Origin of the sequence: Moritella sp. (genome assembly GCF_033791185.1) — a bacterium.
Taxonomy (GTDB): Bacteria; Pseudomonadota; Gammaproteobacteria; order Enterobacterales; family Moritellaceae; genus Moritella.
In genome coordinates this window covers 50054-67885 of sequence record NZ_JASJHF010000104.1, presented here as the reverse complement: position 1 = coordinate 67885, position 17832 = coordinate 50054, and the positions used below count along the sequence as shown (strand labels likewise).

General features: G+C 41.9%; 15 protein-coding genes. 3 read left to right on the top strand and 12 right to left on the bottom strand.

What is annotated here, in order from left to right; translation table 11 throughout:
* Positions 1-18: 18 nt before the first annotated feature.
* The 11 genes from QNK26_RS06635 to murJ all read right to left on the bottom strand — a co-directional run bounded on the left by QNK26_RS06635 (position 19) and on the right by murJ (position 14030).
* Positions 19-447, bottom strand: coding sequence for a type IV pilin protein (locus tag QNK26_RS06635; protein WP_319221692.1), 429 nt, complete (start codon positions 445-447; stop codon positions 19-21).
* The gene (locus QNK26_RS06630) at positions 447-4337 is read right to left on the bottom strand and encodes a pilus assembly protein (RefSeq protein ID WP_319221691.1); all 3891 of its coding nucleotides are present in this window, start codon (positions 4335-4337) and stop codon (positions 447-449) included. The genes QNK26_RS06635 and QNK26_RS06630 overlap by 1 nt, the downstream gene beginning before the upstream one ends.
* A 9-nt stretch (positions 4338-4346) precedes the next feature.
* On the bottom strand, positions 4347-4787 hold the full coding sequence (locus QNK26_RS06625; RefSeq protein ID WP_319221690.1) for a hypothetical protein: 441 nt from the start codon (positions 4785-4787) through the stop codon (positions 4347-4349).
* On the bottom strand, positions 4784-5770 hold the full coding sequence (locus QNK26_RS06620; RefSeq protein ID WP_319221689.1) for a PilW family protein: 987 nt from the start codon (positions 5768-5770) through the stop codon (positions 4784-4786). The genes QNK26_RS06625 and QNK26_RS06620 overlap by 4 nt, the downstream gene beginning before the upstream one ends.
* The gene (locus QNK26_RS06615) at positions 5767-6210 is read right to left on the bottom strand and encodes a prepilin-type N-terminal cleavage/methylation domain-containing protein (protein WP_319221688.1); all 444 of its coding nucleotides are present in this window, start codon (positions 6208-6210) and stop codon (positions 5767-5769) included. Before QNK26_RS06615 ends, QNK26_RS06620 begins: the two co-directional genes overlap by 4 nt.
* Before the next feature lie 201 nt (positions 6211-6411).
* Positions 6412-7356 carry a 4-hydroxy-3-methylbut-2-enyl diphosphate reductase gene (gene ispH / locus QNK26_RS06610; protein WP_319221721.1) on the bottom strand — a complete coding sequence of 315 codons (945 nt, stop codon included), beginning with the start codon at positions 7354-7356 and terminating at the stop codon, positions 6412-6414.
* A gap of 12 nt (positions 7357-7368) precedes the next feature.
* On the bottom strand, positions 7369-7815 hold the full coding sequence (gene fkpB, locus QNK26_RS06605; protein WP_319221687.1) for an FKBP-type peptidyl-prolyl cis-trans isomerase: 447 nt from the start codon (positions 7813-7815) through the stop codon (positions 7369-7371).
* Complete coding sequence (lspA, locus tag QNK26_RS06600; protein WP_319221686.1) at positions 7805-8317, bottom strand: signal peptidase II; 513 nt, start codon at positions 8315-8317, stop codon at positions 7805-7807. Before lspA ends, fkpB begins: the two co-directional genes overlap by 11 nt.
* Positions 8318-8584: 267 nt before the next feature.
* The gene (ileS, locus tag QNK26_RS06595; RefSeq protein ID WP_319221685.1) at positions 8585-11404 is read right to left on the bottom strand and encodes an isoleucine--tRNA ligase; all 2820 of its coding nucleotides are present in this window, start codon (positions 11402-11404) and stop codon (positions 8585-8587) included.
* Between the two features lie 60 nt (positions 11405-11464).
* On the bottom strand, positions 11465-12397 hold the full coding sequence (ribF, locus tag QNK26_RS06590; RefSeq protein WP_319221683.1) for a bifunctional riboflavin kinase/FAD synthetase: 933 nt from the start codon (positions 12395-12397) through the stop codon (positions 11465-11467).
* Between the two features lie 73 nt (positions 12398-12470).
* On the bottom strand, positions 12471-14030 hold the full coding sequence (murJ, locus tag QNK26_RS06585) for a murein biosynthesis integral membrane protein MurJ (protein WP_319221681.1): 1560 nt from the start codon (positions 14028-14030) through the stop codon (positions 12471-12473).
* Positions 14031-14229: 199 nt separating this feature from the next.
* Here murJ and rpsT point away from each other — a divergent pair, with 199 nt between their 5' ends.
* On the top strand, positions 14230-14490 hold the full coding sequence (gene rpsT, locus QNK26_RS06580; protein ID WP_319221679.1) for a 30S ribosomal protein S20: 261 nt from the start codon (positions 14230-14232) through the stop codon (positions 14488-14490).
* A gap of 93 nt (positions 14491-14583) precedes the next feature.
* On the opposite strand, the gene nhaA is transcribed toward rpsT, so the two are convergent.
* Complete coding sequence (gene nhaA / locus QNK26_RS06575) at positions 14584-15792, bottom strand: Na+/H+ antiporter NhaA (RefSeq protein WP_319221678.1); 1209 nt, start codon at positions 15790-15792, stop codon at positions 14584-14586.
* Positions 15793-15958: 166 nt separating this feature from the next.
* On the opposite strand from nhaA, the gene QNK26_RS06570 reads away from it, so the two are divergent.
* Both QNK26_RS06570 and QNK26_RS06565 read left to right on the top strand, forming a co-directional pair.
* The gene (locus QNK26_RS06570) at positions 15959-16984 is read left to right on the top strand and encodes a M14 family zinc carboxypeptidase (protein ID WP_319221676.1); all 1026 of its coding nucleotides are present in this window, start codon (positions 15959-15961) and stop codon (positions 16982-16984) included.
* Positions 16950-17795, top strand: a complete 846-nt coding sequence (locus QNK26_RS06565) for an alpha/beta hydrolase (RefSeq protein ID WP_319221674.1) — start codon at positions 16950-16952, stop codon at positions 17793-17795. Before QNK26_RS06570 ends, QNK26_RS06565 begins: the two co-directional genes overlap by 35 nt.
* Positions 17796-17832 lie beyond the last annotated feature (37 nt).

Sequence of the window (17832 nt, the reverse complement as noted above, 5' to 3'; positions counted from 1 at the left end):
CTTAAAGTTAAACCCAACTTACCAGCAATCCGCACTAACCCTTTGGTTGCTACTCATCGAGGTTGTTGTACCTAAGTGATCAATGCTAAAAGACGCACAGTCTGAATCAGCAACCTGTGCACTTAATACTTGAGCTGTGGCCGTTATCTTATAGGTACCGATGCTGGCGCTTGGGTCAAACGCAAAACTATAATAGTCAGTATTATCACTCCAGCCTGATAATGAGTTGGCCGCACCACTGGCTAATGATGTTGCATACTGACCATGATCTAAATAAAACTGCTCTTGTAATAACTGGGCTTTATACAATGTCGTTTTGGCATCATTTCGATTATTAGCAAGGATATAAGCACTGTAAGATGGATAACCAACAGCGGCTAAAATACCGATAATCGCCACGACTATCATTAACTCAACAAGGGTAAAGCCAGTTTTCTTATTGGTCATTATTGGGTCTCCTCATTGAAATAACGATAGGTTGAACGAGGCTCTAATAATACATTCGTATCAACCGAGCCTTTATTGATAACAATACCATCGACCGTTTTGCTTTCTCCTTTACCCGCCCCTAATAGACGTAATACCGATGCGCCAGAACTTGATGCAGCATGTACCGCAAGATCTTTAGCAATAATATTAGGTAGTTTTTGATAATATTTCGTGGTGCCCGCATTTAAGCTAAGTTGATAATAATGGCTATTACCTGATTGATTCACCACGCATTGACCATCTTCAATGACATAATCCTTCGCAAATGGTGTGTAGGTATTAAAGTGCACGACACCATTAATCACCACGGCGCTGCCAAGGGATTTCTCACCACCTAAACTCGAGCCATCGGCGGCACCCGTTTGGTTTAATACATAACGCCAACCTGCGACTTTCATATCATTGGCGACATCAGAGAGTGCATCGTTCCCTGAGAGACTGCTATGTTTAATCACCGATAAATGAGCGATGGTAATTGCTGATGGTATCGGCGTTTCTCCTTCAGCATTACCCCACACTTTAGGGTAAATATTTGTGTCCTTCAGATTAAAGAAATAATTCTGTACCGTCATATTCGAATTAGGGTGGGTAATATCACCACTACCTAACAGTAATCCATCATAAGAATTACCCTCGATATCTCTTGCTCTGACAATGGATGGCGCGTTGAAGAATCGTCGATCATTAACCGCCGAACCACCAAGGTTAGCCAGCTTAAATAACCGCCATTGATTAACTTCCATAAGGAATTTATGCTTATCTGCATCAAATATTTTTGGCATGTCGATACGATAAATATTACCGGCTGTATCTGGTGCGTAAATGCGATCAGCATAGCTATCACCATCGCTGTCCATTACCGCTAAACGACTCGCAATACTGTCACTAATACCGTTTTCAAATGATTTAATTAAAATACCAGTATCAGCATCGACAATATACACCGCACGTCCCATTATATCACCGCAAGCATTAACACTATTATTTACACCACAGTCATCTTTTTGGGCATCATAACCACCACCAAAAATTAATACTGGTTTGTCATTTGTCGCTGTATCCCCCCTAAATATTTTGCTTACCACAGGTGTCGACCAAGTCTGACCGAGCTCTGAATAACGATTATCTTCAGCATTAATGACCCAGTTAAGTCCTGGTTTGGTGGTATTGACCTTCGCGTTATCAAGGTTTACGTTTAAAGAGAAGTATTGATTACCGCCACGGCGTAAACCAAAACTAATGACATGCTGAATATTGCCAGCACTATCAAGGTACGGAGCATCAACGGCACTCGCATCGATGCCATAAATACGATTTTCAGCTTTAGTGACTTGTAGGTTTAACTTCAGAGCCCTGGCTATATGCTCTTTTGGTATGAATGCCCACTCTTCTTCCACACTACGGCCATTATCTTTAAAGGCATGGAAAAAGCCAGCATTGGTGCCAATAAATATACGAGCTTTAGTCGGTGTGCTTGAATCTACCCTATCTGGGAACTCGACAATTAAGGGCTCAGCGTGCATGGGGTCACCAAAAATATCGTCGCGATAATCACCGGTTTCGTTCTTACCATGTAACCAGCTAATTGCCGAATCTAGCGTTGCTTCAGATACACCAATAGCACTGGCTAAATCAGCATCCGATGTTGCTGATAATGCTGCTTTTAAATTATCTTTATTTAACGTGAGTAACGCCGTATTGTCGGCATTAGTAATGTACACATTACGAATATCTGTCGATACCAATGAAGAAAAAGCTTCCCCTACACCACCTTTATCGGCATCATTCAGACCTTGCTGTGAGCTCCAGCCAGAGTATAAATCATCATTAAAAAAGCGGCCATCTTCATTGACTAAAGCTGGCGATACATCCGAAGCCGTTGATGGCGCATCACTGGCTGGTTGCGTCCATGCACTTAAAGTACCATCACTAGTGACCTTCAATTTACGCAGGTTGCCTTGCCATTTACTGGTTTGATTAGGCTGGAACATAGAATAATAAACAAACTCATTACTCTTGGTTGAATTACTGCTATTAATGGAGGTACCAACAGATGCTGCTATCCCTTTTTGTCTTGCGATAATATCAGCAAACGCCATTTCTAATTTTTGACGTAACTCATTAGCATTTACAGCATGATAAAACTCACCGTCACCGTATTCAGCCGTTTTTTCCAATAAATTACGGTTGCCATCAGGCAACGCCCCCATACCGACGGTATATGTAACAATGCGTTCTTTAACATCTTTCGTCGTTATATCAATATCATTATTCGCTAACCAGCCAGAGAGTACTGGTAACAAATTTTTATCACAGCTCTTATCTGGCGAATTAACTTGTACGGCTTTATCTTTAATATCTTGTTCTGTAATACCAGGCAGCTGCCCAATCAAACTGTTTGCTTTACTGTCATGATCATAATCATCTACACGGATTAAACCGTTAAAAATACTACCACATTCTATCAAATCTAATGGACGGTCTGTGACATCATGATAACCAGCGGTCACCATAATAATGTAAGCTTCCGTTTGACAACTATTAACCCAGTCCATCGGACTAATATAGCGTTTATTATCTTCTATACTTTTATCACGCTGTGGTTTAGCGCCAATTAACACATCATCCCCATACCAAACATCTTGACCATATAAATATCGGAATCCTTCATACAGGCTTTCACACAAGGCTGATTTCGAATATCCCGTGGTAAAAATATCTTTAACCTTGCTTTTTAACAAACTTACTTTTGATTTATACGCCGTAGTCGAATCATAATCCTCAGGATCATAAGAGCTCACGCCCGATATAACTCGACCACCATTATTATTTAAAATATCGAGTTTAGTAATAGAGTTATTCGGATTGAAAATTTCTAATCCGGTATTAAGTTCAGTGGTATCTAGCATTAAATCTAACACCACTTTTTTCGCTATTTGTAAATTAGATAAGCGAATATTACCGCGACTATCTGGTGAAAGAGCTGCCCACTTCACCAAATTATCGGAATATAAATAAGCTTTATTATCGTTACTGCCATTGAAATTTCTAACCACTGTATTTTGATATGAATCCCAGTAATATTGAGGACCTTCCGTCGGAAAACCTTGACGAGATTCTTTTTCTTGATAACCGTCGGTTTCACCATCAGAGATATCACTTGGCTGAATAATCGCACTATGTTCATAACCAGGGTTGCGATCTTCATCATCAGTTATGTCTTTTTGGCAATCCACAAATTTCTTACCAATAGCGCTTCGACTACCGATATTTTTCCACAGATATTGTTCACCGACAATGCCATCACCCCATACGATACCATTAGGCAACCACTGAGCAATATAGTCTTGATAAGCACCAAGCGAACCCTGGAAATGCTCCAGTGCAGAGTAACAATTCATATACGAATAATCGATATTAGGGCCACTATCTAAATCCGGAATTGTTGCCACAAAATCATTATATAGTTGTTCTTCAGTACTCGTTAAAGCACTGCCTCCAACATAACTGTCGACTGCTTTTTTGGAGATCCTAACTAACTCAGAATGATTGAGAACTCGAGCCTCTTGATCTCGATTGTAATAAAATTGTTCACCGCCATAGAACCAACGATAGATAAGATCTTCAGCTTTAGTATCTGGAATTGGCGGGTAAGCAATATGCGGATCATAATATTTAGGGTAAGGAAAATCAGCTTCGTCTTTCATATGTGAAGAGGTATCTAGAATAACAAGTACTTGGGGCTTGCCATTTAAGCTGACAGAATAAATTTCACCTTCATCAGCCCCTGCATGTAATGCCATTAACCCTGTGAGAATAATACTGGCTTGTTTGAAAATCCTTTTCATTGCCTATCCCTAATTATTTTTAGCCGCTAAAAATGGCTGTTCAACACCCGATGTCATACTATTCCCTTGTACGCGTCGTGCATTGTTTTGCTGATTGAAGTCGATCCTGACATACCGACATTGAATTAAGTTGATGCTAGAAGCTATAGCACTACGCTTACAATAACCCTCACCACGCAGGGTTATATTAGCGTTAGTATGAAAAGAACTCGCAGACATCTGAACGTCATGACTGGCACTCATCCCCATGATCTTATCAAGCAGTCCGGTATCACTGACGATGCTTTCCACACCAGCTAATAACTCCTGCTCATTAGCTAACTTCTCTCTCGTCAAACCAATCGAATTTTGGCCTAACCGTGTTTCAGTTATAACGGCAGCGGCTAATGAGGTGGCGACCACCAATATAATGATAACGATAAATAAAGTCACACCTTGCTGGTTTTTCATTGTGTCACCGCCATCATATTATTCTTAATCACGACCGTGGTGGCCAATAAAAAACGGCGATAGTTATCATTATTAGTTGGTGTAAAAGGTCGAAATCTGGCGTTATAAGCTTGATTATTGTTTAGCGCTACATCTTTATTTTTAGCTCGCGCTAAAACATAAATACGGGCTGCTACAATTTGGTTATTAACCCACATAGCATCCGTGACATTATTACTAATCGAATAATTATCAGGACGACCATCGTTATTGTTATCAATACCAAAATCAATCCTAATTTTTTCGATATTTCCAACCACTAAATCATTAGTAAAGACACCGTCAATAAAGCTAAAACGGCTTAATCGCGTGCCTTCAGTCTCATGCGATTGTACAAAATAGGTGTGATGTAAGTAGGGGTAAATCTCAACATTATCTGTATTGGTTGCACTATTAGGCGTATCACCTTTAAATAGCTGCGCTTGCTGAGGGGAAATCGCAACATAATAACTAGCTGATTCAATATCACTTATCGCTGTAATTGAACCACGAATACGCGCGATCGAAATAACATCACTATCATCTGAAATCGTGTGATCCGGCGCAAGACAAACATTATCAATATTGATACTTGCAACACCGATTGCATTCGCTAAATTTGCGCGCAGGACCCAATTTGCGGTAGCGGGGAGATGGGCATTACCAGTATTAACCACTCCCACTGCTGGTACAATACTGCAGTTTCCAGCCACCATATTAGGGACTTTAATATCGCTAATCGCCTCGCCTGAAAATTCAGCCCAGCTGCCTATGCTGCGTACATCCTCCACGAGTATCTGCAGCGCTAACTGTGCTTGTTGTTGTAGATTAGAAACGGTCGAAGAGCGATTGGCAGATAGCTTAGTATCAACAAACATGGTCGTGATCGATGCCATCAATACAATCCCAACAACGAGCGCAATCATCAGTTCAATTAAATTAAAACCTGCTTGCTTCATCGTCATATCGCCTCCGAGATTAAGCTGGTCAATACGACTTGTCGGCGATTAGTTATTGCTTGGCCACATGCGGCACCATCATCAGCCGGATCTGACATGGCCGTATGCTGAATCTGCCAGCTCACAGCGATGGTCACTGTCACTGCAATATTACGACATAAACTCAGATTACTACGCGAAGCAGAGCTTTCCGCATTAGCGAGAATGGTGGATATAATGGTGTCTTGAGTTATGTTTGAGGTTGCATCAAGCCAGCTAGTATCAGCTCGCAATTCTTGCAGCGCCGTACGCGCAAGAAATGAAGCTTCAATTTGCTTATCTGTGTCTGCTAATGATTTCTTCGCAATCCCTTGCAATGCCACAATACCCAGCAGGCCTACGGCAAGGATGAATGATGTGATCATCACTTCAATGAGACTGAATCCAGAGTCCTTTCTAGATTGCATATTTAACTCACTTAAATAATTTACTGCGCAACATGTTACACAAGTGTTTATTTCATGTAAATGCAGTGATTTTACATTCTGTGATAGATAACGTTAAATGAGACAGCGTTTGATCTGTAGAGTAGGTAAATAATCGGGGACAGGAAAAGTGAACAAAGTTCGTCTAACCAAATGTTAAACGAACTTCTTTAATGATGATACTTAATCGACTTGTTTGATACGTAGTTCAGCAGGGACTTCGAATATCGTGTTTTCAGCACGACCTTCCACTTCAGTCACTAGTTTACCACCACAAGCTTGCAGCTTTTCAACCACCTGATCGATAAGTACTTTAGGCGCAGATGCTCCCGCAGTCACACCGACTTTCAGCTTACCGACCAATAACGCAGGGTCAATATCACCCGCGTTATCAATCAAATATGACGGTACACCGATATTCTCTGATTTTTCACGTAAGCGGTTTGAGTTAGATGAATTTTTAGAACCAACCACAAACATAATATCAACCATGTTGGCGAGTTTAGAGACTGCATCTTGACGATTCTGTGTTGCATAGCAAATATCATCTTTACGTGGGCCCTTGATCTCAGGGAAGCGTTCACGTAATGCATCAATGATCTCTGCACAGTCATCAACCGATAACGTCGTTTGCGAACTGTAAGTCAAATTCGTTACATCTTTCACGTCGAGCGCTGCAACATCAGCAATCGATTCAACCAAATACATACCACCGTCAGCATTATCATACTGACCCATAGTGCCCTCAACTTCAGGGTGACCTTTATGACCAATCAATACACATTCAATACCACGGCGACTCGCACGTGTGACTTCCATGTGTACTTTTGTGACTAATGGGCAGGTTGCATCAAATACTTTTAAGTCACGGCGTTTAGCTTCAGCTTGTACTGCTTTTGATACCCCGTGCGCACTAAAAATAACCACGCGGCCGTCTGGCACTTCATCAAGCTCTTCGACAAAAACAGCACCGTTCTCTTTTAGGCCATCAACCACATAACGGTTATGTACAACTTCATGACGTACATAAACAGGGGTTTCAAATAACTCAAGCGCACGTTCAACAATGCTAATTGCACGGTCAACACCAGCACAGAACCCTCGAGGATTAGCGAGTAAAATTTCCATCATAAACCTTATTTATTCTGCATTAATTTCTAAAACTTCAACTTCAAAAGTCACGATTTGTCCCGCTAACGGATGATTAAAATCGACCGTTACTGAGTCGCCAACCACGTCACGGATCATACCCGGTAATTCAGCACCATCAGGCTGAGTAAAACCAACAATTAAACCGACTTCTGCTTTAACTTCAGTAAATTTAGCACGGTCTAAATAATAAATATTGTCAGGATTCGACTGTCCAAATGCATCTTCAGGTTGCAGTTCAAACTTACTCTTGTCACCAACAGTTAAACCTAATAAACAACGTTCAAAATTAGGCGTTAAACTGCCATCGCCGATCACTAACTTAGCAGGTTTACCTTGTAATTCAGTACTATCGGCAACAGAGCCATCTGCTAAGGTAATAGTAAAATGCATCAGTACTTCACTATCATTACCAATTGTTGCTACGTTAACTGTCATTTGATGATTCCTTGTCGTTTTTACTTTCCATAATGGCTTCCAAAATTAACATCGCGGCACCAATACAGATCCAAGTGTCTGCTAAGTTAAAGATTGGAAAATGACTTCTCTCCCAATATACATGTAAAAAATCAACCACATAGCCATGAATAATACGATCGTATAAATTACCTAACGCCCCGCCTAAGATCAACGCGTAAGCAATGTTGCTCCAATACTTTTGGGCCGATTGTTGCTTTAACCAATAAATCAACAAACCAGAAACCGATACAGCAATCAATCCAAAGAACCAACGTTGCCAACCACCCGCATCAGCAAGCATACTAAATGCAGCGCCATAGTTACGTGCATAGGTAAAGTTGAATACGGGTAATATATTTACCGATTCACCTAATTGAAAATGACTTATTACAAAAGACTTGCTGCCCAAATCAATAAAAAATACGATAACGGCTAGCCACAGCCAAATTAATCCCGTTCTCTTATGTGTGCCTACGGTCATTATTATCCTCTGATACGCCAATGTGATTACGATAAATGTCATGCAACGACGGCATTGCTAACACTATCAATCCCGCATGTTTGAATAGAATGTTAACAATCATATCATTTTCATGACATGGGTTAAGCATTTATCCATAAAAAATGCCTACTGTATTTATACTAGTGATGATGACCAGTATACAGTAGGCATTCTATGTGAACGATAATAACAACTTAATTGCTATTACCCTTCTTTACTTATGCTATTTAGCTCGTACAAATGCGATTAAGCAAATTGACGTTGTTCGCCTTCACCATCGATATTGTCTTCACAACGAGCACAAATAGTTGGATGTGCTTGAGACTGACCAACAGTCTCATTATGGTGCCAGCAACGCTCACACTTTTCAGCTTCACTCTTAGCAACGCTGATCCATAAACCATCGATAGCGCTTGCTTCAACATCAGCAGGAGCTTCAGTTACAGCCACAACGTTAGTGTTTGACGTTAATAGTAGGAAACGTAACTCGTTACCAAGCTTATTAAGGTCTGCCGCTAATTCAGCATTGGCATACAATGTTACGCCAGCTTGTAGTGAACCACCAACAACAGCGTTGTTACGGGCTATTTCAACAGTCTTGTTCACTTCACTACGCACAGCTTGTAACTTGCTCCAGTAAGCATTGTTTAGCTCAGCATCGTCTGCAAGTGGTGTTAGACCTGTGTACCATTCTTCAGTAAATACATACTCAGAACGTTCACCTGGCATAGCATTCCAAATTTCAAACGATGTAAAGCTTAAGATCGGCGCAGTCCAACGAACCATCGCTTCTAAGATATGGAACATCGCAGTTTGACAACTACGACGGGCAATACCGTCTGATTTTGCCGTGTACTGACGATCTTTAATGATATCTAAGTAGAAACTACCTAATTCAATTGAACAGAATGTCATTAGCTTTTGCGTTACATTCTGCATTTGGTAGTTTTCATAATCAGCTAGGATTTCAGTTTGTAGTGCGTGTGCACGACCAACAGCCCAACGATCCAACGCCACCATGTCTTCAGCTGCAACCATATCAGTTTCAGGGTTGAAACCTTCAAGGTTAGACAGTAGGAAACGCGCAGTATTACGAATACGGCGGTAAGCGTCAGCACTGCGATCTAAGATCTCATCAGATACTGTCATTTCACCGGTGTAATCGGTACTTGCAACCCACCAGCGTAATACGTCGCCGCCAAGACGATTCATTACGTCTTGTGGTGCCATTACGTTACCGATAGATTTAGACATTTTACGGCCTTTAGCATCAACAACGAAGCCATGTGTTAACACGTCTTTGTAAGGGGCTTTACCTTTAATTGCAGTCGAGATCATCAATGATGATTGGAACCAACCACGATGTTGATCTGAACCTTCAAGATAAAGATCGATATCTGCGCCGTCGTATTCTTTACGTGCATCAACAACTGAGAAGTGTGTTGAACCCGAATCGAACCATACGTCTAAGGTATCAGGTGCTTTAGTATAGTTAACAGCGTCGTCACCTAATAAATCAGCAGAATCAAGATCCCACCAAGCTTGGATGCCTTTTTGTTCAACTAAGTTAGCAACATCTTGCATTAACTCTGCAGAACGTGGATGCGGTTCTTGAGTTTCGTTATGCACGAATAAAGAAATTGGCACGCCCCAAGTACGCTGACGAGAAATACACCAGTCAGGACGGTTCGTTACCATACTTTCGATACGCTCTTGACCCCATGCAGGAACCCATTGCACATCTTGAATTTCTTTCATCGCAGCCTTACGCAAACCATTTTGTTCCATGCTGATAAACCATTGTGGGGTCGCACGGAAAATGATTGGCGTTTTGTGGCGCCAGCAATGTGGATAGCTGTGTTTCAGCACTTGGTGGTTTAGTAACGCACCTTTTTCAGTTAGCACTTCAAGTACGCTATCGTTGGCTTTAAATACATGTTGGCCAGCAAATAACGGCGTATCTTCAAGATAAACACCATTGTTGCCAACAGGGTTTGCAATTTCTAGGTTATAACGTAGACCAGCCACGTAATCTTCTTGACCGTGACCCGGCGCTGTATGTACAACACCTGTACCCGCTTCAGTCGTTACGTGATCAGCTAAGATAGCTGGTACATCGAAATCGTAGAATGGGTGGTTAAAGCGTAAGTTTTCTAGTGCCGCACCAGTACAAGTACCCAGTGTAGTGAAGCTTTCAGGTGCAAATGCCGCCATGCAAGATTCTACTAAATCTGTTGCTAGAATTAACTGTTGTGAACCAGTTTCAGTTACCATATTAACTAATGAGTATTCTACTCTTTCAGCTAATGCAACCGCGCGGTTAGCAGGTAATGTCCAAGGTGTCGTTGTCCAGATAACAGTTGACACTAAACCTTCAACATCGCTACCGAATACCGCTTTAACAGCCGCTTGATCTTGCGCAGTGAAACGCACGTAGATAGCAGGTGATTTCTTATCTTCGTATTCAACTTCTGCTTCAGCAAGTGCAGAACCACAGTCTGTACACCAGTGAACAGGTTTAGAACCTTTTTGTAAGTGACCGTTTTCAACGATTTTACCTAAAGCGCGGATAATGTTTGCTTCAGTGCTGAAATCCATTGTTAAGTACGGATTCTGCCAATCACCTAATACGCCAAGACGGATAAAGTCTTGACGTTGACCGTTAACTTGTTTTGTCGCATATTTACGACATTCTTCGCGGAACTGTGCAGCCGTTACTTTACGGCCAGGTTTGCCCACTTTCTTTTCTACCATTAATTCAATTGGTAGACCGTGACAATCCCAACCTGGAATGTAAGGTGCGTCAAATCCAGACAAGCCTTTGGCTTTAATAATAACGTCTTTCAGGATCTTGTTAACTGAGTGACCGATGTGAATGTTACCATTCGCATAAGGAGGGCCATCGTGCAAAATAAAGGTTTTTTTACCTTTCTTAGCGGCACGGATTTTTCCGTATAAATCATCAGTAGTCCACTGCTTCAACATGTTTGGTTCGCGGTTCGCTAAATTAGCGCGCATCGCAAAGCCAGTTTTCGGCAGGTTCAGCGTTTTTTTATATTCGCTCATGTATCCTAATTCCGTTATGGTCTTATACTTATTACGTAATGTAATGCGTATTATTAAAAATTAAACTGACAGACCAAAATAGTTTTTGGCTGCAATGACATCTCTTGCTATTTGCTGGCGAAGTACATCAAAAGATGCAAATTTTTCTTCACCGCGTAATTTTTTCTTCAGTACAACCTCTAACTGTTTACCGTAAAGATCGCCATCAAAATTAAATAAATTAACTTCCAGCTGGGTACGAACGCCACCCACTGTAGGGCGTTTACCGATATTGGCAACACCCTGTACCGCTGTTTCTTTAATACCGAATACTTCCACAACATAAACACCGTGGATTGGGTCTACGCAACGTTTTAGTGGTATGTTTGCGGTTGGAAATCCTATCGTCCTGCCTAATTTCGCGCCGTGAGAAACCTTACCAAAAATACTGAATGGTCGGCCGAGTAATTCAGCGGCTAAATCAAGTTTATCTTGTGCTAATGCGTTACGGATCATGGTACTACTGACACGTGCTTGTGCGACGCTAAAGGTATCCATGCTCACCACATCAAAGCCATATTTAACACCCGCGGCTTGCAGCATGGCAAAATCACCGATGCGCTTATGGCCAAAGCGGAAGTCATCGCCAACGACTAAATATTTAACCCCAAGCTGCTTCACTAGTAGCTGGGTAATAAAATCATCGGCAGAAAGTGCAGCAAACTTAGCATTAAAGTTAACACATAATAGTTGATCTATATTTTGGTCTTTTAACGCTGCGTATTTGTCACGTAATCGCGTTAATCGCGCAGGTGCTTTGTCACCAATAATCATCTCTAGTGGTTGCGGCTCAAACGTCATTACCGTCGCAGGTAAATTCAACTGGCTCGCTTTTTCGATTAACTGTTGTAATACCGATTGGTGCCCAAGATGAACGCCATCAAAGTTACCTATAGTTAAAACGCACCCTTGATGGTGGGGCTTCAGGTTGTGAATGCCTCGAATCAGCTCCATGTTTTTGCCAACTATTCCACTAAAACGACAAATTATAACTTAGTCAACGCACAGGGTCAGCAACAATTTGTACTCAGTCGTTAATTTTAAAATGCCGAGGGCGTAAACCCAACACCAATAACGCTATAATATAGCTTATTGCAGCCAGGCCAATTAAGCCTAATAAGTATAAACTGCTGTCTAATAAGTCCCAAGCGTACCACTGTTGCATCTCGGGTTTAGCGTATTGAACTAAGCCAGTCATCAAACCTGCAGACAAGAATAACTTGGCAACGACCTTCCCTGTATCGGCATTGATCTTATACACCCCTTCCGTGTGTAAACCCCAATATAATAAGCCCGCATTTAAGGTCGCGGAGCCGGCTGTCGCCAATGCTAAGCCGACATAACCAAAGGGAATAGCTAAAATAATGTTAAAGACCATATTACTGATCATCGCGATGATGCCAAATTTAACCGGAGTACGGGTGTCTTGGCGCGCATAATAGCCAGGGGCAAGTACCTTAATAAGCATAAAACTCAGTAGCCCTGAGCCATAAGCCATCAGACTCATTGAGGCCATAGAAACATCATCCGCGCCAAACTCACCACGCATAAACAGCACTTTAAGCATTGGACCGGCCAGTACGATCATCCCCATCATCGCCGGAATACCAAGCAATAGCACCACTCTCACGCCCCAATCCATGGTTTGCTTAAACAGCTGATCTGAACGTGCTGAATGAGTACGAGATAGCGCAGGTAAGATCACCGTTGCAATCGCAATACCAAATAACCCTAATGGAAACTCTAATAAGCGGTCTGAGTAATACAACCAGCTGATCGAGCCCGTCATTAAAAATGAAGCAATAAAAGTATCAAACAATAGATTGATTTGGCTTACTGATACCCCAAACATTGCCGGTATCATTAACTTTCTAATTTTAGTCACGCCAGGATCATGCCAACCCCAACGTGGTTTCACCAACATCTGCTGTTTCGCTAAAAATGGTATCTGAAATAAGAACTGGATCGCTCCGCCGATGAATACCCCAATAGCGAGGCCAATCTCAGGCTGCTCTAAGTTAGGTGAAATAAATAATGCCGCGCCAATAATGGCAATATTTAAAAACACGGGTGTAAAGCCAGCAACGGCAAACTTACCCAGAGTGTTCAAAATTGCACCAGAAAGTGCTGTAAAAGTAATAAACCACAAATAAGGGAAAGTAATTTTCAGCATAAATGAAGCAAGTTCAAATTTATGTGCATCGGGTCCATCATTGAGCCAGTCAACAAACCAACCAGCACCAAACAAAATGGTGATTAATGGCGAGCCGATTACCCCCAAAAAGGTAACAATCGTCACTAGCACACCTAATGTGCCCGATACTGAGGCAATCAGTTGTTGTACCTTTTGTTTATCACCAGTTTGTTGATATTCGGTCAGAACTGGCACAAACGCCTGTGCGAATGCCCCTTCGGCAAAGAGTCGGCGTAAAAAATTAGGAATTTTATTGGCAAAGAAAAAAACATCGGCAGCGGCACCCGCCCCCATCAGATTTGCAACAATAACATCTCGAACTAAACCCAAAATACGCGAGATCATGGTCATCGAACTAACAATAAGGCCAGATTTTATTAATTTATTACTCAAGAAACACCTTTTATGTCAATCAAACCCTATTCGTGGGCCGCATTTGCTGCTAAAATATGTCCCACATCTTAACTGTCATTGCAGTTAGTTGCCAATATTTTGGCTGTTATTTACACAAAAATATTGACAAATTTCGTTAGGCAAGGCATATTCCTCGCCTTTATAAAATTAACGTCTTTAGACATTTAGGAGTAGGACCTTGGCTAATATCAAGTCTGCTAAGAAACGCGCAATCCAATCTGAAAAACGCCGTCAACATAACGCTTCACGTCGTTCTATGATGCGTACACTTACAAAGAAAGTTATCGTAGCTATCGCTGCAGGTAACAAAGAAGAAGCTACTGCTGCATTCGTTGCTGCACAACCGATTCTTGATCGTATGGCTACTAAAGGCCTGATCCACGCAAATAAAGCTGCTCGCGTTAAGAGCCGTCTTTCTGCAAAGATCAAAGCACTTTAATTATTGCTTAATACGATAATGAAAAACCAGCTTCGGCTGGTTTTTTTATACCTAAAAATTAAGTCTGTCAGACTTACCAAATAATATTCCTAGCTACCCCGCAGCTTCTTCTATATCGATCTGATCCTTAGCCCTTGTTGCACACGCCAATAAATAATAACCACACACCGCCGCTAACGTCGACCCAATTAATATCCCTAAACGCGCCAAATCAGCCATCACTGGTCCAGTAAACGCTAATGATGTAATAAACATCGACATCGTAAAGCCAATACCGCACAACACAGATACAGCAAAAACTTGTTTAAAATTAACGCCTTCTGGTAACGTCGCAATTTTCAATTTCACTGCTAGCCAACTAACCGTAAAAATCCCTAACGGTTTACCAATGAAAAGCCCTAATGCCACACCAATAGGCAATGCAGATGTCATATCGCTGAATTGAATATTGGTTAACGAGACCCCCGCATTAGCAAATGCAAACAAAGGTAAAATGTAATATTTAGTCCAAGGGTGTAACCAGCGCGCTAAGGTTTTTGCTGGTGAATGCGGATTCTCGACATCATCTTTATTATCTTTGCGGTACATAGGGATAGCAAAACCAATAACCACACCTGCTAATGTTGCATGTACTCCCGATTTTAATACCGCCACCCATAAGAGCGCACCGACAATGAGATATGGCGTTAGACTCATGATATTGTATCGATGCATTAACCACAGCGCACTGATACAGGCACAAGCTAAACCCAATGATAACAATGACATCTCGGCAGTATAAAACAGGGCTATAATGATAATCACGCCCAAGTCATCCATGATCGCGAGCGCTAATAAAAATATTTTCAGATTCAGCGGCACGCGCTTGCCCAGTAATGACAATACCCCTAACGCAAAAGCGATATCCGTAGCAGCGGGGATCGCCCAACCTTTAACCGCTTGTGGATCTGCACCATTAAAACTTAGATATACCAATGCGGGCGCGAACATACCGCCAGCAGCGGCAATGACTGGGAACAGAGATTTTTTACGACTCGCTAGTGCCCCTTCCACCAGTTCTTGTTTTACTTCTAACCCAATTAATAAGAAAAATACCGCCATCAAACCGTCATTAATCCAATGACTGAATGACTTATTAATATCTATATCAGCGACACGTACTTGGATCTCGGTATGTAAAAAACTCAAGTAAAGTTCAGATAAAGGGGAATTAGCAACGATCATCGCTAACAATGCGGCAATGATAAGTAATACACCGCCTGATGACTCAGTACGTAAGAATTGCATTAAAGATTTATACAAATCAGCCTCCTTGCTTTTATTGGGTAGTTGAACTCAATAAATAATCAAAGCATCAACCACATAGGTCTAGTATAGAAAGTTCATAAAGATTTAACCTTTAATTTGTTTAATTTCGCTATATTGGTATGCATTAATCGTTTTAATCACCCTATTTAGGTAATTATTAATGCCATTAAAAAGCCAACAGCAACAGCCATTGCCCGAACTGGTGCAACTAGAAAAATTAATCAAATTAGGTGGTAAACATCTACACAGCGAAATTTTAGCCCATGTATCTTACAAGACATCGAGCTACCCGCTGTACTCTATCAGTATGGGATCACAAGAGCCGAATGTCCCTGTTGTCGCTTTTATTGGCGGAATACACGGTGTAGAGCGTATCGGAACTCAGGTTATCTTAGCCTTATTTGAAAGCCTTATTCGGCGCTTAAAGTGGGATAAATCCCTGCACCAAGAACTCAGCCAAGTCAGATTAGTCTTCCTGCCATTAATGAATCCCATCGGTATGCTAAACAATCGTCGCGCCAATGGTAATGGCATCGACCTAATGCGTAATGCCCCTGTTGATGCCGTAGGCCGTGTACCCTGGCTTGTTGGCGGGCAACGGATTAGCAATGCCTTACCTTGGTATCGAGGTAAAAAAGGCAACGTCATGCAACATGAATCACGGGTACTGGTTGAGCATATCAGTCAGCAGTTATTCAACGCGCCATTTAGCATCGCGCTCGACTGCCATTCTGGTTTTGGTTTTAATAATCAGATCTGGTTTCCTTATGCCAAATCCAAGCAACCAATTCCTCACCTTGCTGAAATATTTAAACTGCGAAAAATGCTGTTAGAAACCTACCCACATCAAGATTATGTGTTCGAACCACAAGCGCGTAATTACATGACTCACGGTGATCTCTGGGATTATTTATACGACCAATCTCTCAGCCTTAATACCACTTTTCTGCCACTGACTTTGGAAATGGGATCTTGGACCTGGATCAAAAAGAACCCGCTGCAAGTATTCCAGTCCAGTGGTATTTTCCATCCGATTCAACCTCACCGTATTAAACGCGTACTGCGCCAACACCACGTACTCATGGAGTTTTTAATTAAGGTAACTGGGTCATATAGCCATTGGTTACCACAACTAAACAAGGAACGTCATCATGCCGATGCAACTTCGCTCTGGTATAACGAATAGTGTATTACCATTACCGACTGAGAAGGAAAAAACCGCTCCAATGTGGCTATTAATCCGTGGGCTGTGCCGCCAAAAATTGCACTGGGAAGACTTTCCAACCAAACTTTATCAACAACTTAATTGCCAAGTTATATGTTGTGATATTGCTGGTACGGGTAGTCAATGGCAAGTCACAACACCAAGTTCAATCACCGCTATCATGCGACAACTGCGTCATACATTTAGACAGCAGCACCAGCACGTGAGTTCTCCGATCCGATTACTGGGGATTTCGATGGGCGGCATGATCGCAACGGAATGGGCAAAGCATTTTCCCAATGAAATCGAGCGCATGGTGTTCATAAATACCAGTTTCAAACAATTCAGCCCTCTTCACCAGCGCCTTAAATTGCATAATATCCCCACGCTACTGAAAATATTAACCCGCCCAGCTTTGCAGCAAGAACAGCTCATATTAAAGATGACCAGCCATACTGGTCCCCATAACCAGCAGAGTCACACTCAAGTTAATCATCATCAAGCATTAGCACTACGCTGGGCAGATTATGCAGTGCAGCAGCCAGTAAGTCGTCAAAATGCACTGCGACAACTGGTGGCGGCCTGCCGTTTTAGTCCGCCCACACAGGCGCCCATTAAGCATATTTTGTTACTCGCAAGCTCACGCGACCAACTCGTTGATGTTCGCTGCAGTACTGTAATAGCCAAACAATGGTTGTGTCCAATTCATTATCACCCCACAGCAGGTCACGATTTACCGCTTGATGACGGCAATTGGGTCTGCCGTAAGATCGCAGGGTGGCTCACAGAATAGGACGTTAACTCGTCATTCAATTGCCATAAAAAACCAC